General features: G+C 51.8%; 26 protein-coding genes. 23 read left to right on the top strand and 3 right to left on the bottom strand.

From position 1 onward, the window contains the following. Positions 1–248 precede the first annotated feature (248 nt). From ACYVC2_RS30700 to ACYVC2_RS30765, 14 genes are all read left to right on the top strand, one after another. Positions 249–809, top strand: a complete 561-nt coding sequence (locus ACYVC2_RS30700; RefSeq protein WP_461109232.1) for a YqgE/AlgH family protein — start codon at positions 249–251, stop codon at positions 807–809. A gap of 190 nt (positions 810–999) precedes the next feature. Next, entirely contained in the window at positions 1,000–1,608 is a 609-nt protein-coding gene (locus ACYVC2_RS30705) for a porin family protein (protein ID WP_461109234.1), read from the top strand. Positions 1,609–1,666: 58 nt separating this feature from the next. Continuing rightward, complete coding sequence (locus ACYVC2_RS30710) at positions 1,667–2,134, top strand: NADH-quinone oxidoreductase subunit A (RefSeq protein ID WP_461109742.1); 468 nt, start codon at positions 1,667–1,669, stop codon at positions 2,132–2,134. Then, positions 2,131–2,694 (top strand): hypothetical protein, encoded by a 564-nt coding sequence (locus ACYVC2_RS30715; protein ID WP_461109236.1) that lies wholly within the window; start codon positions 2,131–2,133, stop codon positions 2,692–2,694. Before ACYVC2_RS30710 ends, ACYVC2_RS30715 begins: the two co-directional genes overlap by 4 nt. Positions 2,695–2,700: 6 nt before the next feature. Next, entirely contained in the window at positions 2,701–3,282 is a 582-nt protein-coding gene (locus ACYVC2_RS30720; protein ID WP_461109238.1) for an NADH-quinone oxidoreductase subunit B, read from the top strand. Further along, on the top strand, positions 3,282–4,241 hold the full coding sequence (locus ACYVC2_RS30725; RefSeq protein WP_461109240.1) for a hypothetical protein: 960 nt from the start codon (positions 3,282–3,284) through the stop codon (positions 4,239–4,241). The genes ACYVC2_RS30720 and ACYVC2_RS30725 overlap by 1 nt, the downstream gene beginning before the upstream one ends. Positions 4,242–4,306: 65 nt before the next feature. Beyond that, positions 4,307–5,089: a sialate O-acetylesterase gene (locus tag ACYVC2_RS30730; protein WP_461109242.1), complete on the top strand. Its 783-nt coding sequence runs from the start codon at positions 4,307–4,309 to the stop codon at positions 5,087–5,089. An 83-nt stretch (positions 5,090–5,172) separates the two neighbouring features. Further along, on the top strand, positions 5,173–6,456 hold the full coding sequence (locus ACYVC2_RS30735; protein ID WP_461109244.1) for an MFS transporter: 1,284 nt from the start codon (positions 5,173–5,175) through the stop codon (positions 6,454–6,456). Positions 6,457–6,594: 138 nt separating this feature from the next. Beyond that, the gene (locus ACYVC2_RS30740; RefSeq protein WP_461109246.1) at positions 6,595–7,842 is read left to right on the top strand and encodes an MFS transporter; all 1,248 of its coding nucleotides are present in this window, start codon (positions 6,595–6,597) and stop codon (positions 7,840–7,842) included. Between the two features lie 113 nt (positions 7,843–7,955). Continuing rightward, a complete protein-coding gene (locus tag ACYVC2_RS30745; RefSeq protein WP_461109248.1) occupies positions 7,956–8,372 on the top strand; it encodes a hypothetical protein in 417 nt (138 codons plus the stop codon). Between the two features lie 337 nt (positions 8,373–8,709). Next, positions 8,710–10,407, top strand: coding sequence for a sodium:solute symporter family transporter (locus ACYVC2_RS30750; RefSeq protein ID WP_461109250.1), 1,698 nt, complete (start codon positions 8,710–8,712; stop codon positions 10,405–10,407). Positions 10,408–10,412: 5 nt separating this feature from the next. Then, positions 10,413–10,727 (top strand): DUF6883 domain-containing protein, encoded by a 315-nt coding sequence (locus ACYVC2_RS30755; RefSeq protein ID WP_461109252.1) that lies wholly within the window; start codon positions 10,413–10,415, stop codon positions 10,725–10,727. Further along, entirely contained in the window at positions 10,724–10,969 is a 246-nt protein-coding gene (locus ACYVC2_RS30760; RefSeq protein ID WP_461109253.1) for a DUF4926 domain-containing protein, read from the top strand. Before ACYVC2_RS30755 ends, ACYVC2_RS30760 begins: the two co-directional genes overlap by 4 nt. A gap of 31 nt (positions 10,970–11,000) precedes the next feature. After that, positions 11,001–12,236: an MFS transporter gene (locus ACYVC2_RS30765; RefSeq protein WP_461109255.1), complete on the top strand. Its 1,236-nt coding sequence runs from the start codon at positions 11,001–11,003 to the stop codon at positions 12,234–12,236. 47 nt (positions 12,237–12,283) lie between these two features. Here the strand turns inward: ACYVC2_RS30765 and ACYVC2_RS30770 are convergent, their stop codons facing one another. The 3 genes from ACYVC2_RS30770 to ACYVC2_RS30780 form a co-directional block, all read right to left on the bottom strand. Beyond that, positions 12,284–12,880, bottom strand: coding sequence for a hypothetical protein (locus ACYVC2_RS30770; RefSeq protein WP_461109257.1), 597 nt, complete (start codon positions 12,878–12,880; stop codon positions 12,284–12,286). Continuing rightward, positions 12,877–14,406 carry an amidase gene (locus ACYVC2_RS30775; protein ID WP_461109259.1) on the bottom strand — a complete coding sequence of 510 codons (1,530 nt, stop codon included), beginning with the start codon at positions 14,404–14,406 and terminating at the stop codon, positions 12,877–12,879. Before ACYVC2_RS30775 ends, ACYVC2_RS30770 begins: the two co-directional genes overlap by 4 nt. Positions 14,407–14,825: 419 nt before the next feature. Then, a complete protein-coding gene (locus ACYVC2_RS30780) occupies positions 14,826–16,391 on the bottom strand; it encodes a M61 family metallopeptidase (RefSeq protein ID WP_461109261.1) in 1,566 nt (521 codons plus the stop codon). Between the two features lie 221 nt (positions 16,392–16,612). Here ACYVC2_RS30780 and rpmH point away from each other — a divergent pair, with 221 nt between their 5' ends. From rpmH to ACYVC2_RS30825, 9 genes are all read left to right on the top strand, one after another. Continuing rightward, the gene (gene rpmH, locus ACYVC2_RS30785) at positions 16,613–16,780 is read left to right on the top strand and encodes a 50S ribosomal protein L34 (RefSeq protein WP_405513662.1); all 168 of its coding nucleotides are present in this window, start codon (positions 16,613–16,615) and stop codon (positions 16,778–16,780) included. Positions 16,781–16,847: 67 nt separating this feature from the next. Then, the gene (rnpA, locus tag ACYVC2_RS30790) at positions 16,848–17,234 is read left to right on the top strand and encodes a ribonuclease P protein component (RefSeq protein ID WP_461109263.1); all 387 of its coding nucleotides are present in this window, start codon (positions 16,848–16,850) and stop codon (positions 17,232–17,234) included. Between the two features lie 71 nt (positions 17,235–17,305). Continuing rightward, positions 17,306–18,964, top strand: a complete 1,659-nt coding sequence (locus ACYVC2_RS30795; RefSeq protein ID WP_461109265.1) for a S41 family peptidase — start codon at positions 17,306–17,308, stop codon at positions 18,962–18,964. A 102-nt stretch (positions 18,965–19,066) separates the two neighbouring features. After that, positions 19,067–19,651 carry a Crp/Fnr family transcriptional regulator gene (locus tag ACYVC2_RS30800; protein WP_461109267.1) on the top strand — a complete coding sequence of 195 codons (585 nt, stop codon included), beginning with the start codon at positions 19,067–19,069 and terminating at the stop codon, positions 19,649–19,651. A gap of 327 nt (positions 19,652–19,978) precedes the next feature. Beyond that, the gene (locus ACYVC2_RS30805; RefSeq protein WP_461109269.1) at positions 19,979–20,737 is read left to right on the top strand and encodes an acetylxylan esterase; all 759 of its coding nucleotides are present in this window, start codon (positions 19,979–19,981) and stop codon (positions 20,735–20,737) included. 37 nt (positions 20,738–20,774) lie between these two features. Beyond that, entirely contained in the window at positions 20,775–22,217 is a 1,443-nt protein-coding gene (locus ACYVC2_RS30810; protein ID WP_461109271.1) for a family 43 glycosylhydrolase, read from the top strand. Positions 22,218–22,822: 605 nt separating this feature from the next. Continuing rightward, entirely contained in the window at positions 22,823–23,677 is an 855-nt protein-coding gene (locus ACYVC2_RS30815; RefSeq protein ID WP_461109273.1) for an SDR family NAD(P)-dependent oxidoreductase, read from the top strand. Positions 23,678–23,850: 173 nt separating this feature from the next. Continuing rightward, positions 23,851–24,627: a type III pantothenate kinase gene (locus ACYVC2_RS30820; RefSeq protein ID WP_461109275.1), complete on the top strand. Its 777-nt coding sequence runs from the start codon at positions 23,851–23,853 to the stop codon at positions 24,625–24,627. Between the two features lie 348 nt (positions 24,628–24,975). Beyond that, positions 24,976–25,659: a hypothetical protein gene (locus ACYVC2_RS30825; protein WP_461109277.1), complete on the top strand. Its 684-nt coding sequence runs from the start codon at positions 24,976–24,978 to the stop codon at positions 25,657–25,659. Positions 25,660–25,803: the final 144 nt, after the last annotated feature.

The following is a 25,803-nucleotide window of genomic DNA, read 5'->3' on the forward strand; positions in this document are numbered from 1 at the left end:
TTAACGCTCTGGCTTGGCTAAAATACATAAGTCGGCGGTTGTAAGCCGATTTGTCTTGCTAAATTTCGATCTTCGGCTGAAGAGCGTGTTATGACATCTGATGGTTACCCAAGAATAATAGCCCAGTCCTCAGTTGAAGACTGACGAAAAATTCTTGCTGAACCACATAATGTATTTAAGATGTTTTAACCAATATCGTGTCTTAAAAGGCGTTTGTCCTATACGAATACGTTAACCGCATGGATGTCATGAATACGACCCCACCCATTGTCACGAACGGTGATTTACTAATTGCCGAACCCTTCATGGGCGATACGAATTTTGAGCGAAGTGTGGTGCTGGTCTGCGAACATAGTCCCGCCGGTACGTTTGGCCTGGTGCTTAACCAACGAACCGACATCCACCTGAGCGATGTCATTGAAGAAGTTCATCCGGATGTAGCGCTGTACGTGGGTGGCCCCGTCCAACAAAATACCCTGCATTTCATTCACCGGCGTCCCGATCTCATCGACGATTCCATCCGGGTGGTCGATGGCTTATACTGGAGCGGTAATTTCGAGCAGGTAAAACGAGCCGTCAACCTGGGCACGCTGACCGAACGCGACATTCGTTTTTTTATTGGCTACTCGGGCTGGAGCGAAGGTCAGCTAGATGCCGAACTAGCCCAGAAAGCCTGGATCATCAGCCGTACCAGCGCCGACTTTCTATTCGACACGCCCACCAAGGAGTTCTGGCGCGGTGTGCTGAAGCGCATGGGTGGTGAATACAAAGCCATGGCCCACTACCCGGTAGACCCACGGCTCAATTAGGCGGACAAACAGGGCGATCAGGAGCCAACGGGATTTGTTAAAAATTCTGAACTCCAGCCTACAGAATACCTTTAGCAGGCGTTACCATACTGCACTCCTAACTTTTTTAACCAATTTTGTGCAGTCGGCAAGTCCGGTCATTCGATAATACAACGTTATCGAAGCGATGACTTCCTTTCTAACGTGCTGTATGAATACAAATCGATTACTGGTTTTTCTTTTTTTAGTAACCTCGCCCTATTGCCTGTTGGCACAGAGCAACAAGCCTGTCGGCGGTCATTTTGGCGTTAAAATAGGCGCTACCTTCACACAGGTACACATCAGCGGCACCAGTGTAAATATCGCGAAGCGTTCGCTCGAACCGCATCTGGGTCTGATGTACCGCTACCGGCTTCATAAGTTCGTTCTGCAGCCAGAAGCTCTGCTGGCCATCAAAGGCGGTACTTTTCAGCAGGAACAAACTACCGGCGGGCGGACCACCACAAAGAACCCATATTACTACGCCAGTCTGCCGATTCTGCTGGGCTTTATTCCAACCGAAGGCTTAACGGTACAGGCCGGGCCCGAATTCAGCTACGCACTGAGTACCAATACGACCAGCGGTCCATCGGCCAAGGGCGATCTTGGCCTGGCCGTTGGGGTGCATTACGACTTCCTGGATATGCTGTCGCAATGCAGCCTGCACATTCGCTACATTTACGGGTTCAACAACGTTTCGCCGGAAGCCAGCGCGCTTTATTATAACCGAAACCTGCAGATATCGCTGGTGTATAACCTGTTTCCGAAAAAGAAAAAGTAAGTTTACGAACAGCATAGAACCGATGCTCCGGTCCTGTTCGATACAACCCGTTCGCTGCATGCTCTCCGACTTTGGCATCATCCTGTTGTTCATTCTGGCGGCTTTCGCATTCATTGCGGTGGTGCTGTTCGTGGCGCGTCTGCTACGGCCCGATCGGCCGAACATCGAGAAAAACAGCACCTACGAGTCGGGAGAGGAACCGATTGGCAACGCCAACGTGCAGTTTAACATCCGGTTCTACGTCATAGCACTGGTCTTCGTACTGTTCGACGTCGAGTTGGTTTTTTTATTCCCCTGGGCCACGGTATTCGGGCAGGCCAAACTCATCAAAGCGACCGGTGGCCTATGGGGCTGGTTCGCCCTGGCCGAAGCCATTTTATTCGTCGTCATTCTAGCGCTGGGACTGGCCTACGCCTGGGTTAAAGGTTACCTCGACTGGGTAAAACCAAACCCAAAACTCCCGACGGTGGAAACGAAAGTGCCGCTGGATTTGTATAAACAGGTAAATGAACGGTATAAACGTTGAGCCTGGTTCTGCTTCGCTACCCATGGCAACTGCTGCTCCTGCTGGGGCTGGCGACGGTTCCTGGACTGGCTCAGCGGCCGGCCGTCGCTACGTACCGTGTGAAGGTCGTAACGACCGATGGAGGCCGGTTTAACGGCCTGCTAAGCGACGTTGATGCGTCGTATCTGTACCTGAGCGAGGAAGGTAGCGGCTGGCATACGGACGACGGACGAATTGCGGTCAACACCATTCGTAAGGTGAGCCTTCGGCGTCAGAAACAAACCCCCGCACTGATTACAGGGGCTATTCTCGGCGGATTGGCTGCGGGGTATCTCAGCAACCGATCCCTACTGGCTCGTCAGACCCGCAGTCCGGTTACGCACGCGCTGACGTTGACCTTTGCGATAGCGGGCGGAGCGGCCATCGGCCTGCTAGCCGGAGCGGCTGCTGGTAGGATCACCCACCGGGTTGTTCGACCGACGAACCAACCGGACGCTGGGCTTAACCTGGTTCGGCAACTGGAACCCTTTAGCGAACGCTACCAGCTTGAGTTCATTAACCGACTACCCAAAAAACCTTAGCGCGCTATGACATCACAACCTCCCTCCGATAAAACCGGCGACACCAGTGTAATGCTGCTGCGCTCGGAAGATCTGCTAAACTGGTCGCGGGAAAAATCGATGTGGCCCATGGGCTTCGGTCTGGCCTGTTGTGCCATTGAAATGATGCAGACCTTTGCCGCCAATTATGACCTGGAGCGATTCGGTATTTTTCCGCGGCCTTCCCCCCGACAGTCCGATGTTATGATCGTATCGGGTACGGTAACCTATAAAATGGCCGACCGGATTCGGCGGCTGTATGAGCAGATGGCTGAACCCCGCTACGTTATTTCGATGGGTTCCTGTTCCAACTGTGGTGGTCCGTACTGGCAGCACGGCTATCATGTGGTGAAAGGCGTGGACCGAATTATTCCCGTAGATGTGTATGTGCCCGGTTGTCCACCCCGACCCGAAGCCCTGATCGATGGGTTTCTGAAACTACAGGAGAAAATCCGGACAGAACACCCGCTGCTTGCTAAGCTGGCCGCAGACTCACAGTCGTCAGAAACGGCCGTATCGGCGAGCGAGCCGGCTCAACCCGGCAGTCACGACCTTACTCTACCTGCCTGATGAACGCCCTGGCTGTTGCGCTTCGCCAAACGATTCGTTCGGCTCGGCTGCTAGGGCTGCTGTATGGGATTACGTTGACCCTGGGACTTATAGCGGCCTTACCATTCTACAATACACTACTCGTTGAGGACCAGAATTCGCGGGCGTTTCTGGCTCTGCTCAATGGCTTCGATTACACCGTTTTCTCGGACTTCATGCACCGCAGCCAGAGCACTCTTGCTCCGCTCATGAGCGTAGGGCGCTGGCTGGGTCTGCTGTATCTATTCCTGAGCGTGTTTTTTTCGGGCGGTATTCTGGTACGCTTTACCCAGTTTTCGTCTGCACGACTGGCAGAACCTTTCACTGCCGGGCTGTTCTGGCAGGCCTGTAGCTATTACGCTGGTCGGTTGTTCCGGCTGTTTAGTGTTACGTTGCTGTTTGTGCTGATCGGGGCGGGCATCTGGCTTGTGATCGGTACGCTAGTGGGTGTACTGCTGGAGGACTCGCTGACCGAGCGGGGCGAGTTCTGGATTGGCCTGGGCTTTTTTGCGTTGGCGGCCCTGCAGGCAACGCTTTTCCTCTGCATCGGCGACTATGCCAAAGTGCTTATGGTCCGGGAAGACGAGACCAGAGCGTTTCGGGCGTTCGGCCGGGCCGGACGCCTGGTACTTCGACACCTGGGTCGTACGTATGGCCTGTACGGATTGCTGATCCTGATCGGGACCGGTTTATTCGGGGTTTACTTTCTGATCGACAACGCTATTTTGATGAGTGGATGGCTGACGATCCTGCTCATGTTCTTAGTCCAGCAGGCGTTGATCTTCATCCGCGTTGGCTTAAAAGTCTGGGCGCTGGGAACCGCCTATAATGTCTACGAAGGCCTGCCTAAACCGGCTCCGGTACTTCAGCCAACGCTCCCTGCAGAGCCGACTACCGATGTTGTTTCCGACCAGGAAAACCCTTCGCCCGAACCGGAGTAACTTCTTTGTGTAGTAGTGCCGGCTATAAAGCGCCTTTACCCTGCACACCCGATTGTATTCACTTCATGAAGACTACCCTCATTTTCGTCAGCGTTCTACTGGTACTGGCGTTCCGGCAGGACGTACCACCACGGTTGAAGTTATTTCTACTCATTGGTCAGTCGAACATGGCAGGCCGGGGTGTTCCCGAAGCGGCCGATCAGCAGCCCACTCCGCGCATCTGGATGCTGACAAAAGACCTTAACTGGCTACCCGCCCGCGACCCGATGCATTTCGACAAACCGGCGGTCATTGGCGTCGGTCCCGGCCTGGCTTTTGCCAAGCAACTAGCCAACGCCTATCCGGCCATGACTATCGGTCTGATCCCCTGCGCCGTAGGGGGCTCAGGCATCGATGTCTGGAAACCGGGAGCGTATTATGAACCGACGAAGTCATATCCTTATGACGATGCCCTGCGCCGGGCCAAAAAAGCACTCGAAAACGGCGAACTGGCGGGTTTTCTGTGGCATCAGGGCGAATCGGACTCGAGCCCGGACAAAGCCAGCGCTTACGGTCCGAAGCTGGCGGAACTGGTTCAGCGCTTTCGCAAAGATCTCAATGCCCCTCATGTTCCGTTTGTGGTCGGTACCTTAGGCGATTTTGTCGTGAACCGGAATCCGGATGCCCGAACTGTCAACCAGGCACTTCAGCAGGCTCCGCAGCAGGTTCCCGATCTCTATTGCGTTGTTTCGGCAGGCTTAACCGATAAAGGCGACTCGACCCATTTCGACACCCCCTCGGCCCGCACGCTTGGTCGGCGATACGCAGACGTGTTTATCCAGAAGCGTCTGTTGGCCGATAAACCCTAACGGAATTCGCAAATTGGCCCAATCTTCCCTTGGCATTTTGTATAATTGCAGAATAGTTTGCTTTTACTCTTTGCTGTTGCCGCATGGCTGTTCCTATTTCTTCGTCGAAGACCCAGGCCAATCCTCAGGCTGCCCCGGCCGTTGGGCTGTTCAGTTTACCCGTCATCGTGGCTGCTCTAGGCTATTTCGTTGATATTTACGACCTATTGCTTTTCGGGATTGTCCGGGTTCCCAGCCTGAAAGACCTCGGTCTTTCGGCCGAACAGATTTCTACCGTTGGTGCCAGCATCCTGAACTGGCAGATGGGCGGTCTGCTGCTGGGCGGGATTCTCTGGGGTGTGCTGGGCGACAAACGGGGTCGGCTGTCGGTGCTGTTCGGCTCGATCATCACCTACTCCATTGCTAATATCGCCTGTGGCTTCATCACCAAAGTCACGTTTATGGCGCCCGTCGACTATTACGCCCTGATGCGCTTTGTGGCGGGTATCGGGCTGGCGGGCGAGTTAGGTGCGGGGATTACGCTGGTCAGCGAAATTCTGCCTAAAGAGAAACGAGCGATTGGCACCTCACTGGTGGCGGGTATTGGCTTGTTTGGCGCCGTAGTGGCTTATTTTACGGTAAAGCTGTTCGACTGGCAGATGGCCTTTTTTGTCGGCGGAGGGCTGGGCGTTGGCCTGCTATTACTACGCGTCGGGGTCGTCGAATCCGGGATGTTTACGGAAGTGACCGGGCAAAAACACGTCAGCCGTGGTAATTTCCTGTCTTTTTTCACCAACGCCAACCGACTCAGTCGCTACCTTAAATGCATTGCCATTGGCTTACCAACCTGGTTTGTGATCGGTATTCTGGCCACGTTCAGCAACGAGTTCGGTAAAGCGATGCACCTTGGGGAGGAAATTCAGCCGGGCTTAGCCATTATGTGGTGTTACGTGGGGCTGGCCATCGGCGACCTGGCCAGTGGGTTCATCAGCCAGCGCCTGGCATCGCGCCGGAAAGCGGTGGCCTTACTCATGGGTGTTGCACTCATTTTCGGATTAGTCTACCTGTATTTCGGTATCCAATCGGCAACTGCACTCTATGGCCTGTGCCTGGCCATGGGCTTCGGAATCGGCTACTGGGCCATGTTCGTCACAATCGGCGCGGAGCAATTCGGTACCAACCTTCGGGCTACGGCCGCCACGACGGTTCCGAACATGGTGCGCGGGCTGGTAATTCCCATGACTCTCTCCTATCAGGCGCTCAAACCCTCGCTCGACGTTATCAACGCCGGAGCCGTTGTGGGGCTGGTAAGCTTCATTCTCGGTTTCTACGCTATCCTGACAATTCCCGAAACCCACGGCAAGGATCTGAATTATCTGGAAGAGTAATCAGAACCGCATCGGTGACCCGGCAGGATTTATGTGATTTTACTGACAGACTATGTTTATTCAATAAAGGCTTTCAGAGGAAGCAAAACTCACAGTTGGTCAATAAAATCACATAAATCCCGGTTCTGACAGTTATTTATGGAAAAACCTCCACCCCCTTCATCGCGTACTTCGCTCCGTCCGCTATTTGCCTTGCCGGTCATTGTTTCGGCACTCGGTTATTTCGTAGACATCTACGACATGGTTATTTTCACCATTGTTCGGGTGCCGAGTCTGCAGGCGCTGCACTTGTCGAAGGAAGAAATTTCGACGGCGGGTACGTTTATCTTCAACTGCCAGCAAGCCGGGTTACTGCTGGGCGGTTTCCTATGGGGAGTGCTGGGCGATAGGCGCGGGCGGATGTCGGTGCTGTTCGGCTCGATCGTAACGTATTCCCTGGCTAATATTGCCTGCGGCTTTGTGCAGGATGTGAACGTATATGCTCTGTTTCGCTTTATCGCGGGCGTCGGGCTGTCGGGCGAGATTGGAGCGGCTATGGTGCTGGTCTCCGAAATTCTGCCTAAAGAAATTCGGGGATACGGTTCGTCGCTCATTGCGGGCATTGGCTACCTGGGCGCCGGAGCCGCCTACCTGACCGCCGATTTCTTCGACTGGCGGATGGCCTTCTGGGTCGGTGGTGGCATGGGCGTACTCCTGCTATTACTGCGGGTAAGTGTTTTCGAGTCAGGGCTATTCAACCGACTGGGCGTCGATCATAAAGCGGTCCGTCGGGGCAACTTTTTCTACTTTTTCAGCAGCCGGGCACAACGGCTGAAGTATTTCCGCTGCGTGGCCGTCGGCGTACCGACCTGGTTTGTGGTAAGTATTCTGGCTGCGTTTGCCAATGAGTTGGGCGAAGCACTCACCATCGACGGGGGGCTTAATCCGGGTCGTTGCGTCATGTTTATTTACGTGGGCTTTGCCATCGGTGATTTCCTCTGTGGCCCGCTGAGTCAATGGCTCCGGTCCCGACTCAAAGCCATTATCGGCATGCTGGTAGTTAGCACGTTGCTAAGTGCAGCCTACTTATCCGGCAGCATCCATACTGCAGCGGGAATTTACATAATCTGCCTGCTCGCCGGTATTTCGACCGGCTATATCGCCATGTTCCTGACGATGGTTGCCGAACTCTATGGCACCAATCTGCGCAATACCGCTACCACGTCGGTGCCGAGTGTCGTGCGTGGCACCGCCATCATCATGACTTTGTCCTATCAGGCGCTGAAGCCGTCGATTGGGGTGTTGGCCACAGCCGCCGGGCTGGGCTTTGTTGTTTACGGGCTGGCATTCTGGTCGCTCAGCCGCATGGAAGAGACGTTTGGCAAGGAGCTGGACTTCGTCGAATAGGCGCGACCGCTTATCCTTTATTTTAACCGCTACTCCAGATTCGAAGCGTTCGGGAGAAATACCAACATCATTGGGTGGACAGCTAAAGGTTCTAAACTTAATCGTTCAACACAATGAAAACCTCCATCAAATCGATCGCTACTGCTTTATTCCTGAGTCTGACTATACTCGCTTCTCTGCCCGGTATGAGCCAGGACGATTACTACACCGAGAAAACATTTGCGGCCGCTATGTACCCCGCCAAAGCCGATTCCAAGCTTTGGTTATCGCTGGAACAGTACAAACCACAGGAAAAACTAAAACTTGAATTGATCAATCAGAAAGGGCAGGTATTGTTCAGTGAGTTTCTATCGGGAAAAATCAATCAACGGAATGCTTATCGCCAACAGTTCGACATGAGTCAGCTCACCGACGGAAAATATACCTTCCGGATTTCATCGGATACGCATAAGGAAGAATTTACCTTTAAACTCTCTACTCCTACTTTAGAGCAAACCCTGCCTACGCGACTCATCGCCATCAACCAGTAAGGCAAGTCTTTATTTACGTGATTCATAGATCAAAAAGGTACGGAATGAACGCCGTACCTTTTTTGTGTTTATAGCCCCCGAATACGGTCCATCACTTTTTACTCGGCTAATTACCCAACCCTGCAATCGGTAACCTTTATATAGCGCAGGCGGTTGGCCGCAGCCACGAAACCCCGCGATTTCAGGCTACTAATGATGGGGTTTCCGGCGTGTTTCCTAAAGTCTATTATACTGAATTAGCCAATCTCTAAATGATTTTCACTTAGAGTAAGCCTATTTAGAGAAATAATTGCTTTTTTACAGGCTGATTACAAAAACCATTTTTCGGGCTCCCAAAATGAACCAGCTTAACCAAATCGATTACATCATTTTTTTCCTGTACTTCATTGGCGTCTCTTCGTACGGCTACTGGATTTACAAGCGAAAACAAACTACTAAACTCGACACAAAAGATTTCTTTCTGGCCGAAGGGTCATTAACCTGGTGGGCCATCGGAGCCTCGCTGATTGCCTCGAACATCTCGGCCGAGCAGTTCATCGGTATGTCGGGCAATGGGTTTACTTTCGGTGTAGCGGTGGCGGCCTATGAGTGGCTGGCGGCTGTCGCGCTGATCATTGTAGCAGTGTGGTTTATTCCGATTTATCTAAAAAACCACATTTACACCATGCCGCAGTTTCTGAAAACGCGGTACAACGAAACGGTCAGTCTGATCATGGCCATTTTCTGGCTGTTTCTTTACGTATTTGTTAACCTGACCTCGATTCTGTTTCTGGGGGCGCTGGCCATCAGCAGCCTGGTCGGCACCGAATCGTTTCACCCCATCGTTATTGGCCTGAGCATTTTTGCGCTGATCATTACCCTGGGCGGCATGAAAGTAATTGGATACACCGACGTGTTTCAGGTCGTTGTACTGGTGCTGGGAGGTTTAGTGACCAGCTACATTGCCCTGACACTGGTGAGCCAGAAATTCGGATTAGGTAACGATATCGCTGCGGGTTTCTCGGCCATGATGCGCGACGCAGATGATCACTTCCATCTGATTTTCGAAAAGCCGGGGCCTAATACGTCACAGGTTGAAGTGAACAAGTACCTGACGGTGCCGGGTATTACGATGTATTTTGCCGGCCAGTGGATCGTGAACCTCAACTACTGGGGTTGTAACCAGTACATTACCCAACGGGCGCTGGGTGCCGACCTGAAAACGGCCCGCACCGGTATTCTGTTTGCCGCGATTATCAAGCTGTTTATGCCGCTGATCGTGATGCTACCCGGTATTGCGGCTTTCGTATTGTATAAGAACGGCAGCCTGCAGAACGAAATGGCTCCGGGGGGCAAACTGCTGGCCGACAACGCTTACTCGGCAATTCTGTCCTTTCTGCCCAACGGGCTGAAAGGCTTATCGATGGCGGCTTTGACAGCGGCTATCGTGGCTTCGCTGGCCGGTAAAGCCAACTCGATCTCAACGATTTTCACACTCGATATTTACCACAAATACATCAAGAAAGACGCGACGGAAACGCAACTGATCTGGGCTGGCCGCATCACGATTTTTATTGCCATGCTGATGTCAATTGCTCTTACCTGGCAGGATGCGCTCGGTATCGGCCGTGAAGGTGGATTTACGTTCATTCAGAAATATACGGGGTATCTCAGCCCCGGTATCTTTGCCGTGTTCCTGCTGGGCTTCTTCTGGAAGCGCACCACAGGCGCAGCCGCCGTGGTTGGTATTCTGGGCGGCTTTGCACTGACCACGCTGTTCAACAACTACGCACCTGACCTGTTCGGTCCCGAAACGATCCTGTATACGGCTTTCAAAAATGCCGATGGGGTATACGAGATTCCATTCCTGGTAGCGATGGGCTGGGCCTTCTTCTTTACCGTACTGGTGATGGTAATAATGAGTCTGGCGGGTCCGGCGGTCAACCCCAAAGCCTTCAAGATCGATACCAATATGTTCAAACTGGCCCCATCCGCAACAGCCATGATTACCGTAATCATGCTGGTGCTGATGGTTCTCTACATTCGATTCTGGTAAGCCAGATGGCCGTCGTTGGAGAAGTGATTCTGGATACCCGGAAGATTACTCATTATCTACTGACGTGGAAAGCCGAGAGTGACAAATCGGCTTTCCTCAAAAAGCTAGGTTATAATCAGGATAATTGGCAGGCGTTGGAACAAGATATTCTTCAGATTATCCGTACAGGTGATCCGGTTTACTCACGTGCAGCCCCATTCGGAGGGGATTTGTACACAATAAGTGGTAGATTACGTAACTTCGGCGTCGTTACGATTTGGCTTTACACAAGCGAACCTTCAACATGGCCTTTTATAACCCTATATCCTGAAAAGCGATGAAATTTGACTTGTTCAGCCGGGCCATTCTAAATAAAGACTTTCCGCAGTACGGACTGAAGAAAGGCGATGTGGGTATTGTAGTCGAACACATTTTCCGTGCTGGTCAGGATGACGGGTACATTCTTGAGTTTTTTGATGCACAGGGGAATACAGTCGACGTATTACCTGTCCTGGAGTCCGATCTGGAAGCTACGCGCCCGAATACCATTTTGACTTATCGAGAGATGAATCGGGCAGCATAATGTGGCCTGGTTCATCTCCCCGAACAGTTCTATGCAAGACGTTTCTCCTGCCGTTCCTTCGCTCCGTCCGCTGTTTGCCCTGCCCGTCATTGTAGCCGCGCTGGGTTATTTCGTGGACGTGTACGACCTGCTGTTGTTCAACATCGTGCGCGTACCGAGCCTGAAAGACATGGGCTTGTCCGAGGCCGATATTTCCCTAATTGGTGGTAAGATTCTGAATTATCAGCAAGCTGGGTTGCTGATCGGCGGGATCCTGTGGGGGATTCTCGGCGATAAACGCGGGCGGCTTTCGGTACTGTTCGGGAGCATCATTACCTATTCACTGGCCAACATCGCCTGTGGATTCGTACACGATCCACAACTTTATGCCTGGCTTCGGCTCGTGGCTGGCTTTGGGCTGGCGGGCGAGTTGGGTGCTGGAATTACGCTCGTGAGCGAGATTTTACCGCCACACCTGCGCGGGTATGGGTCCTCGCTGGTAGCCAGTGTAGGCTTGCTTGGGGCGGTTGTCGCTTATTTCACCGTTACGCTGTTCGACTGGCGCACCACCTATTTTATAGGCGGAGGACTGGGCCTGGGCTTGCTGCTGCTGCGGGTAAGCGTGCTCGAATCGGGCATGTTCAAGCGCGTCCAGGGCACAGGTGTAGCGCGCGGAAATTTTGCGGCTCTGTTTCGCGACTGGCCCGCCGTCTTGCGCTACCTGCGCTGCATGGGCATCGCGCTCCCGACCTACCTGGTTATTGGCATTCTGGCGACGTTTAGCAATGAATTTGGTAAAGCCGTGGGCGTCCAGGAAGCGATTCAGCCGGGCCGGGGGGTTATGTTTACTTACATCGGCATCGTAGCCGGCGATCTCTTCAGCGGTATCCTAAGCCAGTGGCTGCGGTCGCGCCGAAAAGCAGTTGGCCTGATGATGGGCTTTACGTTCGTGGGTATTGTCGTTTATCTCTTCACCGGAATTACTTCCGCCAGCGTATTCTACCTGGTACTGCTGGCCATGGGCTTCGGCATTGGCTACATCGCCATGTTTCTGACCATTACGGCGGAGAGTTACGGAACCAACCTTCGCGCTACAGCTACGACATCCGTCGCGAATAACGTCCGGGCCACGACGCTGCTTACCATTCCGGCTTACCAGGCGATGAAGCCTTCACTGGGACCCATCGGCGCGGTAGCTATCGTTGCCCTAGTCTGCTTTCTGCTCGCACTTTGGTCACTCACCACAATTAAGGAGACATACGGCAAGGATCTGGATTATAGCGAATAGGCAACTGCTTTATATAAATTCAGACTTAATAACAGGCCGTTTGGAATTCATTCCGCTGGTTGAGCTACGATAACAACGTCCGGCGGGGATGAAGGTTTAGGAATGGTCGAAGAACCAGCCAGGGGAATCACCAGACCACCCACGGTCCGCTCGTAGAAGAATCCGGTGAATCTACCGACCCGCCCTTCATAGCCGGAAGAGCCGTTGGCTTTTAGTAGGGAAAACTGGTAATCATAGTTGGTAAGGCTGACAAAAACCTCTTTGCTGAAAGTAGACTGCAAGCCATTGCGCCAATAATCGGTTCTTACGCTAAGCTGATCCGAACCGATAACATCCATCGCTACGGTGAAATTATCAACGCCAATTTTATTTATTCCAGGTTTGTAGCCTGTTGAGCCGCGCACTAAGGAGAACAGGGTATCCTCCGACACGACATAGGCCGTCACTATATACCGACCCGAGGCACCGGCAGCGACCCCCGTAAGCTGGTCGTTGGCCTGACAACTAAGTAAACCGACGGAGCCCAGCAGGAGGAATAGACTGCCAAATGGATTGATGCGTATCCTATTGCGTTCCAGGCCGCTTTTTAGGACGGTCGGATCAATCACTCCGACTGGATTTGTTCTGAATCCACGCCATTTCATAAACTCGGCCGCTTGTCGAACCAGGGGCGCTCCCTCTCCAACTGCCCCGCCAGCCGGAACAGAGTGGCTTCGTCCGCGTGTCGGGCGGCAAACGTCACGCCAATGGGTAAGCCATCCGGCGACCAGTGCAGAGGCACCGACATCGACGGCTGACCGGTCATATTCGAGATCACCGCAAACGAGATATAGCCCAGCGAGCGTTCGGCCAGATCCTTCACAATTTTACTACCGTTCAGGTATTTCAATCCGCCCAGATTATCGACCAGCTTCAGCAACCGTTGTTCGGATGCCGTGTTCTGAAACGTCCCGATGGCAATGGGCGGTCGGGGTAAACTTGGCGTCAGAAACACATCGTAGGTTTCGTGCAGTTTACCCATGATGCGGTTGAGGCTATTCCAGCGCCGTTTCTGATAGGCAACATCGACCGCCGAAAAGCCTTCAGCCAGCCGGGCCTGCGCCCAGGTATTCAGTTCTACGTCGTCCCGCCGAACGGGTCGGCTGAGGTAGTTACCTAATTCACGCAGCACACTGGCTGTTTCGCTCAGTACATTCAAGAAAAAAGCTTCGGTCACGATTGTTTTTTCGTACGGCAGCGGGATTTCTTCTACCGTGTGGCCTAGCTGTTCCAGTAGGCGGGCCGTTTCCTGAACAGCCCGGATGCATTCCGGGTGCGTTGGCTGCGATTCGATCAGTGCCTGGGTCGAAAACGCAACACGCAGTTTTCCCGGCTCCCGACCAACTTCTTCCCGAAACGGACGCTCGGGTTGAAGAATGCTGTAAGGATCACCAGCCAGCGGTCGATACGTGGGTCCGCCTGCCGTTATGTCCAGCAGCCCCGCACTATCACGCACGCTCCGCGTCACGGCGTGGGTCGTTACGGCCCCATTCCACAGCTCCCCAAATTGCGGTCCGAGTGTAACCCGTCCCCGCGAAGGCTTCAGTCCAAACAACCCGCAACAGGAGGCTGGCGTCCGGATGGAACCACCCCCGTCGGAGGCCGTAGCGGCCGGAACGATCCCGGCCGCTACGGCAACGGCCGACCCACCACTCGACCCACCGGGCGAATGCGTGAGTTTCCAGGGATTCCGCGCGGGTCCATACAGTTTCGACTCGGTATAGGGCGTCAGGCCAAATTCCGGCGTATTTGTTTTCCCGAAAAACACCAGTCCGGCGGCTTTCAATCGCTTTATAACTTCGCTGTCTGTTGTCGATACGTAGTGCTGATAACCCCGACATCCCGATTTCAGGGGTGTTCCGGCCCACTCAAGTTCCAGATCTTTCAGTAAGAACGGGACCCCGCGAAAAGCACCTGACGTCGGTAAATGCGCAGCCATGTCGCGACCTTTGTCGTAGAGCGGGGTCACGATGGCATTCAGTTGCGGGTTTACGGCTTCGGCGCGGGCGATGGCCGTTTCCAGCAGTTCGTCGGCCGAAACTTCTCCGGTACGGACAAGTTCGGCCAGGGCCGTGGCATCGTAGCGGGCGTATTCATCGAAAGAGAGGGTTTGCGAACGGACGGTTTGCATAGATCAGGCAGAGTTAGGGGCTGTAATGTACTGAAAAACGACATTAGCCTGGTTTGTCTGACACGTTTTTCCAACCACGCGTTTCCACTTAAGGTTATGGCTCGAAGTCACTAACCGATCCGTATGCACCGCACCATCGTTGTCTCCTTACCACCGACCGACTCATCAGCCAGCTTGTCGCCGTTGCTATGATGGCGAAGGATCCGCCTAAGGATATCATCGCCTTGTACTGGACGTCGTACTGGTTACCCTGTCCTGCTTAGTTTTATTGAGTCTGAAACAGGCTTTGCTGCCTACACGAAACCCTATCGTTTAAGGTCATAAGGCGCCAATTATATAACCCGTTCCCTTAGTTGTGTATCTTGTATGACCCTGAAAGGGTCATACTCATGCTCTATCACATAGATTAACCTGACGGTTTATTTCGCCACGACGTTTTTTCCCAATTTGTCTTCCGGCACTAATTGTTCTTCGTGGGGTGGTTCGGTTAGCACGCCACCAAACCAGTGTCTCCGTTCCAGCCGCCCCTTTTCGTCATCTAGTTCCAGCAGCCGGATACCGCCCGGATGATCGGCAGTCGGCTCTTCGTAAACGATCTGCAAACCTACCCAGGCCAGGTATTCGTTGAGCTTTGCTTCGAGCGGCTCGTTTCCAAAAATACAGAGATCGTAATACCAGGCCAGCGGTTCGCCCGCCACTTCTTCAGTGACAGACCGGTACTCCTCCAGTGAGTAGCCCAGGAAGGGTTTTCCAAAACGTTGCCACATCAGCCGCATAACGTCGTCCAGCGAACGGTTGTGATCGGTCAATCGGCGGATATGCAGGTCCAGGATCAGCGCAGCGATGGCCCCTTTGTGGTATACCGACACTTTCCGATCGGGCACGCCCTTGTCGTAGCCATCGAGCCAGAGATCCCAGGACGATTCGACTAGTGACTGAAACGCCCGGCCATTGTGCTCAAAATGGCGCTTGAACAACACCTGCAATTCTTTCAGATATGCTTCATCAGTAAATACCCCCGACTGCCGAAGCATCAGATCGCCGTAATATGTGGTTACGCCCTCGGCGACAAAGCAGGTCGGAAAATAGTTTTCCTTCGTGAAATCATAGGGCAGCAATTCGATCGGGCGAATCCGAATGATATTCCAGGCATGAAATAACTCATGCGACGATACGCCCAGCAGATCCTGGTATAAGCCCTCGCCTTCGTCGGCCGGACCGAGTACCAGCACCGTCGAGTTGCGGTGTTCAACACCATGATAGTAGGGCACGGGCAGCACCAGCGTTAGGAAGTGATAATCGCGCTCCGGAAATTCACCGTAGAGCCGAATTTGTTTGGTCGAAAACAGGCTGAAATCCTGCATGATCCGCTCAGCGTCGAATGTAGGGGTTCCATCGGTGCGCCAGCCGCCCTGAATCCAGACGTGAAACTGAACCCCATCTACTTCATATCGAATATCCTGCAGGGCCGGCCCGGCGATCAGCGGACAGTCGACCAGCTCGTAAAAATCAGTTGCAGCGAGTGTTTTAGGACCGGTTTGGGGTAGCCCACAGGCAATGGTCCAACCGTCGCGAATAGCCAGTTCGAGCGTGCAGGGCTCATTGATGCGGCCTTCGGCATACAGGCATAGGTTAACAGGATTGACGTATAAAAGCTGATCGCTTATGAAACTGCTCCCCGCATTCAATAAGTTAGGCGTCGGCAGCAGGGCGTAATAATTATAGCGGGCCGTCAGTTCGGTCGAGCCGTTGGTCTGTACCCGCCAGCGATCTTTGGTAATTTTCCGAAAAGGCAACGGGTTACCATCGCCATCGACAATGGTAAAGCGCTGGATATTTTTGGCAAACTGCTGCAATTCATACCGGCCGGGTCGCCAGGCCGGTAATTGCAGATCGACTTCCGGTTGGCCGACGATATTCGTCAGTTGCGCTTCAACGGCAATATAATGAGGCTGTGTTTGATCGACGGACAGGCGGTAATGCATAAATAAGAGGAATAATGGACAATTTACAATGAATAATGTATAATGAACAATGGATAAAGGTGCAGCTGGGCGAACTGTTCATTAATCATTGGCCATTATTCATTGTTCATTATCCATTATTCATTCCCTGCTTTTTATAAAGAGGGCTTGATAAACTGACACGATTCGTCTATCTTTGCGGACTCATTTGGAAAACAACGATTTTTTAGGGAAGATAGATCATGAAAAGAACGTACCAACCATCGAACCGGAAGCGGAAAAACAAGCACGGCTTCCGCGAGCGGATGTCAACCGCCAACGGCCGTCAGGTGCTGGCCCGTCGTCGTGCAAAAGGTCGCCACAAATTGACCGTATCAGACGAGAAAAAAGGCGAACGCTTTAAAATCTAGTCAACAGTCGATAGGAGACAGTCGTTCGGAACGGCATTCTCTATCGGCTGATGCCAGTTGACTGCTTATGCCGCAAACCTTCAGTAAACCAGAACGGCTTTGCAGCAAAAAAACATTAAGTGAATTATTTAAAAAAGGTAGTGCGTCGGTCGGAACGTTCTACCTTTTCCCGTTTCGGGTACTTTATCTTCCCCCTCCTGAAAGCAACGTTCTGTGGCCGGCCATTGTCATTACGGTGCCCAAACGAATCTTCAAACGCGCGGTCGACCGCAACCTCATTCGCCGGCGCGTGCGGGAAGCTTACCGGCTCAACAGGCATCTGTTAACTCAGTCGGCGCGTCCGGCCGCTTACATTGCCTTTTTATATACCGCCAAACAAATAATTTCGTTTGAAGAGATAGAAAAAGGTATGAAATTAGCCTTAGTAAAATGTATAGTGAAAAACGAAAAATGAAAATGGGCTGAACAGGCTCTTCATTATCCATTATACATTTTTCAGTATACATTCTTCCATTAAGAGGTACTATGCGCTTCCCTAAACGTCTTACACTCTTAGCCTCTTCAGCCCTCGTAGCGGGTGGCATCGGCTTCTTCTCGTTTAAAACAGACGACCGCTTTTTTGAGATCGCTCGTAACCTCGACATCTACGCGACGCTGTTCAAGGAACTGAATCTTTATTACGTCGATGAGGTGAACCCGAACCGCATGGTCAAAACCAGTATCGACGCGATGCTGAAAGCCCTCGACCCGTATACCAACTTCTTCGCCGAAGACGAGATCGAGGATTATATGACCATGACCACCGGTCGGTACAACGGTATCGGTGCGCTCATCGGCCAACGCCAGGGAAAGAGCATCGTGCTGATGGTGTACGAAGGCACGCCCGCCGAAAAATCCGGACTTCAGATAGGCGATGAGGTGGTTAAGATCGACGGCGTGACGCTCCGAAATCTCAAAGGGGCCGATCCGGGCAAACTGCTGAAGGGCCAGAACAACACAGCCGTCAAACTGACCGTCCAACGATTTGGCCAGAAAGACCCGCTCGACCTGAGTGTTATCCGGGACGTCGTCAAAATGACCAATGTGCCCTACTATGGCATGATCAATGACGAAGTCGGCTACATCGATCTGAAAGATTTCACGGCCACGGCAGCCCGGGAGGTGCGTACGGCCTTTCAGGAACTGAAGGGTAAGGGAATGAAAAAACTTATTCTCGACGTTCGGGAGAACCCCGGTGGTCTGCTCAATATGGCCATCGATATTTCGAATCTGTTCATTCCGAAAGATTCCGAGGTCGTTACCACGAAAGGTAAAGTTACCGACTGGAACAAAACCTACACGGCCCTGAATCCACCCGTCGACCTGGAGATGCCTATCGTGGTTCTGACGAACAGCCACAGCGCTTCGGCCGCCGAAATCGTTTCGGGCGTTATCCAGGATTACGACCGGGGGGTGCTGGTAGGCCAACGCACGTACGGCAAAGGCCTTGTGCAAACCACGCGTGAGCTGTCGTTCAACACGAAGCTGAAGATCACGACGGCCAAATACTACATTCCCAGCGGTCGTTGTATTCAGGCCATCGATTACAGCCACCGCAACCCCGATGGCAGCGTCGGTAAAATTCCGGATTCGCTGAAAACGGCCTTCAAAACAAAAGCGGGGCGGGTTGTATACGACGGTGGTGGCGTGTTGCCCGACGTGCTGGTGGAAGCGCAAACGCCCACGCCCATCACGCTGAGCCTGACCAACAAGGGGTTGATCTTCGACTACGCCGTAAAGTATCGCCACGAGCATCCGACTATCAAACCTGCGCGTGAGTTTCAGTTGACGGATGCCGAGTACCAGGCGTTTACGAAATGGCTCACCGATAAAGAATATGATTATACCACCCAGGTGGAAAAAGACCTCGGTACGCTCGAAGCCTCGGCGAAGAAAGAGAAATATTTCGATCAGATCCAGGATCAGCTCAAGTCGCTGAAAACCAAAATGTCGCATAGCAAAGATGCCGACCTGAATACGTTTAAAGCCGAGATCAAAACCCAGCTGGAACAGGAAATTGCCGGGCACTACTATCTGCAGAAAGGAATCAAAGAGGCCTCGTTTGCAACCGATCCGGAAATGAAAGCCGCGCTGGCGCTGTTCAAAGACATGGCCCGATACAACGCGACGCTCAAAAAACAGTAATCGGATTCACTTGCAAGGGGCCTGCTTCCTGCGCAATCTAAAAATTAAGCGTTCTTTGCAGATCAAACCGTTGATTTGTGAGAACGCTTAATTTTTGATTCTGTGTACGAGGTTTTTCAACAGTATCTTGACCAGCATATCGCCCTGACCGACGCGGAAGCCGAACGGATCAGGTCGCTCAGCAGCCTGAAAAAGCTACGAAAAAAACAGTATCTGCTTCAGGAAGGAGAGGTCTGGATCTATAATGCATTCATTACCAAAGGTTGCATGCGTTCGTATTCCGTAGACGAGCGCGGCCAGGAACACGTCATCGGGCTGGCGGTTGAAAACTGGTGGATCGGCGACCGGGAGAGCCTGCTATCCGGGCAACCGTCCCGATTCAATATCGATGCCATCGAAGACAGTGAACTGGTGTTGATTACAAAGGCCAATAATCAATTGATCGAGCAGGAAATACCGGCGTTCGGGGAGATGATCAATGCCATCCTGCAAAAAAGTTTTATTGCTTCCCAGAACCGCATTCAGGCGGCTATCAGCTACTCGGCGGAAGAAAAGTATCTGAATTTTGTCAGTAAATACCCGGCTTTCGCCCAGCGGGTGCCGCAGAGCATGATCGCGTCTTACCTAGGAATGACCCCCGAAACCCTAAGCCGGGTCCGAAATCAATCGGCTAAAAATAAAAAGTAAAAAAGTCTGCTTTCAAATGGTTCATCCAGCTTCCGGACCGACGATCGAAAGCCTGTTCTGGGCGCTTTGGGTAAAACTAAAAACAGCCCTTATGGGCGACTCATCAAATCAGCGGTCGGCCGCTGCCGTCACTGGGGTGGTTCTGCGGAAAAGTATACAGTTCATCAGTTGACCCAGTTGTTGCCAGTAGCCGTCACATGATAAGAGCGTTTGAAGAGATTGAGTTGCCATCGACTATAATACCTCTTTGAAAACACAGAATGTCCAGTAAAACGTAGCCCGTTCTGCTTTAATTAGAAACAGTACTCATCATAAAAGGAACAGGCTATGAAGACAAAATACAAATACGTATTGCCGTTTATATCGTTTATCGTTTTATCCGCATTACAAATAAGTAGCCATACCGCTTTTGCCCAGGGACCAGGTCCGGGACAAAGAATACCTCTCCCACCTATACCGATAAAAGGCGATACGACTCATACCCTTTCCAGGCACTTTACTATAGCCTCTGCCGCCAAAAAAGCACCGGATGCCAAGGGTTTTATCCAACGTTGGCTGGTGCTGGAACCCATCAAGAAAGATATAGTCCGAAATAATATATTCACCGATAACTACCTCAAAACAACGTTTTCGGCCGATAATTTTTCCAGCGATTACACCATCATTCCCCGAAATGGCGAAACGGTAAAGGTGGGAAACCAGGAGCTGAAGTGGTATGCTCTGGACAGCAAGGCATTCAATGTCAATTTATACCATTTTACCTACGCCCTCAACAAACCGAAATACGGAATACTCGTCTGGCTTGTCACGGTCATCGATTGCCCCGAAGAAATCCAAAACGTCAGGATGGCGGCCGGATGTAATTCCGGCAGCATGTGGTGGTTGAATGGGCAGGAAGCCTTGCTGCTTTCCGGCGACCGGGATATGATTGCCGATAATGGTACCTCTGCCCGTTTAACGCTTAAAAAGGGAAAGAACATCATCCGTGGAGCCGTCATCAACGGACCGGGTATGGCCAATTTCTGTGTTCGTTTCCTGGATGAAAACGGATCGCCCGTAAAAAACCTCAGTATCAGTTACCAATAATAGGTAGTCATCTGCTTACGCTAAACCAAGCTCTTACATGAAACGAATGAACGTATCCGGCCTGACAACCTTATTCGCCTTATTGATAACACAAACCGTACTGGCCCAGATCGGAAGACCCTTTATCCATGATCCCTCGACCGTCACGGAATGCGACGGCAAGTATTACACATTCGGTACCGGCGGTGGCGGATTAATTTCCGAAGATGGCTGGACATGGCACGGTGGCGGGGTGAGACCGGGTGGTGGAGCGGCTCCTGACGTCATCAAACTTGGGGATCGGTACCTGGTCATCTATGGAGCAACCGGTGGTTCGCCCAACCACAAAGGCGCTATTCTAACCATGTGGAACAAAACACTGGATCCCAAATCGCCCGATTTTAAGTATTCGGAACCCATTGTTGTGGCCACCTCGGATGGCTACGAAGAAAACGACGCCATTGACCCCGGTGTCATGCTGGATCCAACGACCGGACGCCTTTGGCTCACCTACGGCACCTACTTCGGCTTCACCCGCCTGATCGAATTAGACCCTAAAACCGGAGGCCTCAAGGTCGGAAATAAACCCGTAGACGTGGCTATCGTATGCGAAGCCAGCACGTTAGTGTATCGCGACGGTTGGTACTACCTGCTGGCCACGCATGGCAGTTGTTGCGATGGGGCCAACTCTACCTACAATGTGGTGGTGGGTCGATCCAAAAAAATAACCGGCCCTTACCTCGATAATGTCGGCAGAAGCATGCTGGAAGGGGGCGGTAAACTGGTGGTAGCCACCCGTGGAGGATTAATCGGCCCCGGCCATTTTGGCCACCTCATGCTGGAGAAAGGCGTTGAAAAAATGTCCATTCATTATGAAGCCGATTTAGCGCAGGGTGGCCGAAGCGTATTAGGCATTCTTCCGGTGGTTTGGAAAGATGGCTGGCCGGTTGCCGGTGAAAAGTTTAAAGAAGGCACGTATGAAATTGAATCCGTACGCAGAGGCTATGCATTAGAATTGGCCGTCGATTTTACCAGAATGGCTGTTGGACCACGGGGATTCGGCCAGCCCAACAACGACCCTATAAAGCCCGTTCCGGCTCAGCAATTAGCCGATGTACTGAAAACCTGGCCGACCGGTACGATTAACCTGCGAATAGGCGACTACATGTCGCGTCCCCATCAACAATGGACGATTACCGATGCACCGGATACCACCGGGTATTTGGGTGGCCCCTATTATAGAATTGTCCTGGCAGGAACCGACCGGGCCCTGGCAGCAACTGCCGATGCCGAAGTCATAACCGTACCGGCCTTTACGGGTGCACCCGAACAGTTATGGCGAATCGATCAACTGACGGATGGCACCTACCGAATCATGCCGAAAATGGTACCAAATTCAGGAAAGAAGCTAGCGTTGGTATCTTCCGGAGACAGCACACCGACCCTGGCCGAATTTGATTTTAACAGCGATAATTCTAAATGGAATTTTAGGGTTCCTTGAGAATATTCTTTTACCCCATGGCTGCGGTGAGGATCGCCTGTTGGATTACTTGCTTCATTGTTCTGTTCGTTGCTGACTGTTGAGTGAGGCTTATAACGAGGGTCTGGCGAAAAGACATTCTTAGTCTGTATACACTAATTGGGCCAGATAACCGCTAATTTTTGGAAGTCCTCACGTTGGGAAACTCAAATTAATCATGAATTCGCTTCACCAACCCATCAACTTGATAAGGAAAATCAACAGCGGGAAGCTTACGTCGATGTGATGCCTCGATTAACAGGTCCGATCCAGATCGTTGACTATCAGGCTAATTGGTCAGAGCTATTTCAAAAGGAAGCCGATAATATTCGTCAAATACTGGGCAATCTTAGCGATACGTGTGGGTTTGTAAGACGATAGCTTTTACCACATCATGGCGACGGCCAACCATCAATTCGATGGGCCGTCACGACACCGGCCACTCTATGCCGTCTGTTTTTAGCCTTATCTCGCTTTGCTGTATTCAGTCAATTGATTTAGATCAATTTCTTTCTTACGATACATCAATGCGTCAGTTTGGCGGATGCCCCACCTTTGTGCTGGTCAAACAACACGAACCAGAAATCATGCCAAACGTAGTTTTTATAACCGGAACCAGCACAGGTTTTGGAAAGTTAACCGCTCTTACATTAGCCAAAGCAGGCCATATCGTTGTGGCCGGCATGCGTGGCGTCAGTACGAAAAATCAGGCGGCCGCTCAGGAACTAGCTGCTCTCCCCAATATAGAAGTCGTCGAAATCGACGTAACCGACGATGCTTCCGTTCAGACGGCCTTTGCGCAGGTACTGGCAAAATATGGCCATATCGATGTGCTGGTCAATAACGCGGCCGTGGCGGGTTTCGGTTTGCTCGAAGGGTACTCCCTGGATCAGATACGGGCCATGTTCGAAGTCAATTTTTACGGCGTCATTCGAACGTATCAGGCTGTGCTACCGAGTATGCGGCAGGCTAAAAACGGGCTGATCATCAATATCACCTCGGGAGCCAGCGGACATACCTTGCCCTTTATGGTTCCGTACCTGGCCTCCAAATTCGGAGTCGAAACCATCACCGAAGGCCTCCAGGATGAATTGAGCGAATACGGCATCGAAAATGTCAGCATTCAGTCGGGTGTATACCCCACCGAAATGAACACCGGTGCCAAAACTGGCGTAAATGCCGACAAAGCCGGAATTGTAGCCGAATATGGCGAAGCAGCAGCCCAGAAATTCAACGCGATCGGTCAGTCGTTGTTTGGTAAAATGGTTGAGTTCAAGATGAATCCCCAAACGATTGCCGACGGCATTCTGGCGCTGATCAACATGAAAAAAGGAACCCGGCCCCTGCGGTTTCCGCTGGACGCCATCGCGCAGGGTACAGATCAGGAATTTATCGATGCCCGGGCGGCCACGAAAGCCAAATGGCTCGCTGCTTATAACTGATCTGGTATCGGCCCGCTGGAGCGCGTAAAGCGATAGCGGGCCGCTTCTTTCCCTCTTCAAGGACAGTGGTAGTTGTGCGCGCAAGGCGAGCCGGAGGGAATCATCGCGTGTTGCTGCGGTTATCTGACTTTTTTCTTCGTACTTCGCCCCGATAACCGTCCTATTTAGCTTCTGTGCAAATCATTGTAGATATCGGCAACACGGATGCCGTTTTCGGGCTCTACGACCAAACCAGTTGGCTACACGTATGGCGCACCTCGGCGCAGCGCGACGAAACGGCAGACTCCTACGAGCGTCGGCTGCGCATGTGGTTGCTGGAAGCCAGTCTGCCGTTGAGTGCGGTACAAACAACCGTTCTTAGTAGTGTCGTGCCGGGGCTGACGCCCACCATACGAGCCATGCTGACCAGCCTGTTCGGCTTCTCCCCTATCGTCGTTGGGCCAGGTATTTATCCGTTATTACCGATCGAAGTGCTGCGTCCGCACGAGATTGGAGCCGATCTGGTCGCCAATGCATTAGCGGCTTATTCACGCTATCAGCGTAACTGCGTAGTCGTCGATTTTGGAACGGCTCTGACATTCACTACTGTATCGGGCGAAGGAAAAATCATTGGCATCGCCATTGCACCCGGACTAAAAACAGCAATTCGGTCGCTGTTTACCAATACAGCGCAATTGCCGGAAGTACCGATCGAAGTGCCCGCTTCGGCGTTGGGAACCTCTACCACGCACGCTATTCAGGCGGGGGTAGTGCTGGGCTATGAAGGGTTAGTTCGGTCCCTTCTGGATCGCATCCGGACTGAACTCGACGGCGATTGCATAGCGGTAGCTACGGGTGGGTTATCCGGCCGTATTCCATCACTGCACGATGCCTTCACAGAGGTAATCCCCTCTCTGACTCTGGAAGGAGTCCGGCTCATCGGCGAACTCGTCGCGACTTCAACTTCCTAATCTCTGCTTTTTAAGGCTTTCCACTTACCGATACGCTCCATACAGAGCGTATTTTTTGCATTATATCAAGACTGCAAAAAAGTTTTCATTTTTTTATCGGCCGCATAATAGATGTTTTTACATTAATTATTATACGAATAAACTGAAAAATAGAACAATTTTATTCTTTTCTCATACCAGTTCTATTTGACCTTTATTTTTTCAAATAATCAGAAATTGTACAATTTTTTAGCTGATAACTAGATACTTATCTGTTTGTTAACTTGCTATCAGACGATTGGCGCCAGCGTACGAATGCCAAGAGCCTGTCTACGAAAATTTATATTTCAGGGTAAATTATCAACAACTATGAAAACATTTTACAAACTTATTTGCCTCCTTATCATTGTACTTTTTTTAGTCAATTCTGCTCAGGCTGCTATGCCCAAACCAATCTGGCAATCAGGGCAGATTACCCTTTGGGACAAACAAACGATAGAAGGGCAGATCACCTACAACTGGCTGGCCGAAATGATCATGTTCCGGCAGGAAGATGGGCTGGTACGTACGTTCTCTGCCGATCAGGTCTACCGGTTTGGCTGGTTCGATTATTCGATAAGTAAATACAGAGCTTTCCGATCCCTGCCAGCCACCGACAACAAATACCGCAACCAGTATGCTTTTTACGAAGTATGCATGGACGGACCCATGTCGGTAGTCCGGCGGTTGAGACGCCCCCACGGCTTATGGAAACGCGCCTTTGGGCATCCCAGTCATTATACCGACCAGCCCGTTCTGGCGCAGGATACTGACCACTTCGATTATTTTGTTCAGGACGCCAGTCAGCTGATCAATATGAATCAGTTTTACCTCGAAATTTACTCCCCGCTTATGACAACCTACGACAAAGAAATTCAGGATTACGTACTGCGTCATAACATCAATACCCGGAGTCTGCACGGACGTCTGGTCATGATCGATCATTACAATTTCCTGGTACAGCACGACACCCGCACAGCCTCGGCCCGAGAGTATGTGAAGGGGCAGGAGTAATTATGCTTTTCGCTTTGTAGTAAGTCTAGGTGTCGTAGTTCTCTGCTACCCAGACGCACTACGAAGACCTTTCAGGAAAAAATTACCCCGTTGAAGCCTGCCCTAAGCGTTTAGACAGATAACCAGATTCTTCGTATAAAACCA

The organism is Spirosoma koreense (assembly GCF_054777875.1).

Bases quoted from the DNA above. Each gene is read 5' to 3' on its own strand.
- ACYVC2_RS30700 (WP_461109232.1), top strand. From the start codon at position 249: ATGAATACGACCCCACCCATTGTCACGAACGGTGATTTACTAATTGCC.
- ACYVC2_RS30705 (WP_461109234.1), top strand. From the start codon at position 1,000: ATGAATACAAATCGATTACTGGTTTTTCTTTTTTTAGTAACCTCGCCC.
- ACYVC2_RS30710 (WP_461109742.1), top strand. From the start codon at position 1,667: ATGCTCTCCGACTTTGGCATCATCCTGTTGTTCATTCTGGCGGCTTTC.
- ACYVC2_RS30720 (WP_461109238.1), top strand. From the start codon at position 2,701: ATGACATCACAACCTCCCTCCGATAAAACCGGCGACACCAGTGTAATG.
- ACYVC2_RS30725 (WP_461109240.1), top strand. From the start codon at position 3,282: ATGAACGCCCTGGCTGTTGCGCTTCGCCAAACGATTCGTTCGGCTCGG.
- ACYVC2_RS30730 (WP_461109242.1), top strand. From the start codon at position 4,307: ATGAAGACTACCCTCATTTTCGTCAGCGTTCTACTGGTACTGGCGTTC.
- ACYVC2_RS30735 (WP_461109244.1), top strand. From the start codon at position 5,173: ATGGCTGTTCCTATTTCTTCGTCGAAGACCCAGGCCAATCCTCAGGCT.
- ACYVC2_RS30740 (WP_461109246.1), top strand. From the start codon at position 6,595: ATGGAAAAACCTCCACCCCCTTCATCGCGTACTTCGCTCCGTCCGCTA.
- ACYVC2_RS30745 (WP_461109248.1), top strand. From the start codon at position 7,956: ATGAAAACCTCCATCAAATCGATCGCTACTGCTTTATTCCTGAGTCTG.
- ACYVC2_RS30750 (WP_461109250.1), top strand. From the start codon at position 8,710: ATGAACCAGCTTAACCAAATCGATTACATCATTTTTTTCCTGTACTTC.
- ACYVC2_RS30755 (WP_461109252.1), top strand. From the start codon at position 10,413: ATGGCCGTCGTTGGAGAAGTGATTCTGGATACCCGGAAGATTACTCAT.
- ACYVC2_RS30760 (WP_461109253.1), top strand. From the start codon at position 10,724: ATGAAATTTGACTTGTTCAGCCGGGCCATTCTAAATAAAGACTTTCCG.
- ACYVC2_RS30765 (WP_461109255.1), top strand. From the start codon at position 11,001: ATGCAAGACGTTTCTCCTGCCGTTCCTTCGCTCCGTCCGCTGTTTGCC.
- ACYVC2_RS30770 (WP_461109257.1), bottom strand. From the start codon at position 12,880: ATGAAATGGCGTGGATTCAGAACAAATCCAGTCGGAGTGATTGATCCG.
- ACYVC2_RS30775 (WP_461109259.1), bottom strand. From the start codon at position 14,406: ATGCAAACCGTCCGTTCGCAAACCCTCTCTTTCGATGAATACGCCCGC.
- ACYVC2_RS30780 (WP_461109261.1), bottom strand. From the start codon at position 16,391: ATGCATTACCGCCTGTCCGTCGATCAAACACAGCCTCATTATATTGCC.
- rpmH (WP_405513662.1), top strand. From the start codon at position 16,613: ATGAAAAGAACGTACCAACCATCGAACCGGAAGCGGAAAAACAAGCAC.
- rnpA (WP_461109263.1), top strand. From the start codon at position 16,848: ATGCCGCAAACCTTCAGTAAACCAGAACGGCTTTGCAGCAAAAAAACA.
- ACYVC2_RS30795 (WP_461109265.1), top strand. From the start codon at position 17,306: ATGCGCTTCCCTAAACGTCTTACACTCTTAGCCTCTTCAGCCCTCGTA.
- ACYVC2_RS30805 (WP_461109269.1), top strand. From the start codon at position 19,979: ATGAAGACAAAATACAAATACGTATTGCCGTTTATATCGTTTATCGTT.
- ACYVC2_RS30810 (WP_461109271.1), top strand. From the start codon at position 20,775: ATGAAACGAATGAACGTATCCGGCCTGACAACCTTATTCGCCTTATTG.
- ACYVC2_RS30815 (WP_461109273.1), top strand. From the start codon at position 22,823: ATGCCAAACGTAGTTTTTATAACCGGAACCAGCACAGGTTTTGGAAAG.
- ACYVC2_RS30825 (WP_461109277.1), top strand. From the start codon at position 24,976: ATGAAAACATTTTACAAACTTATTTGCCTCCTTATCATTGTACTTTTT.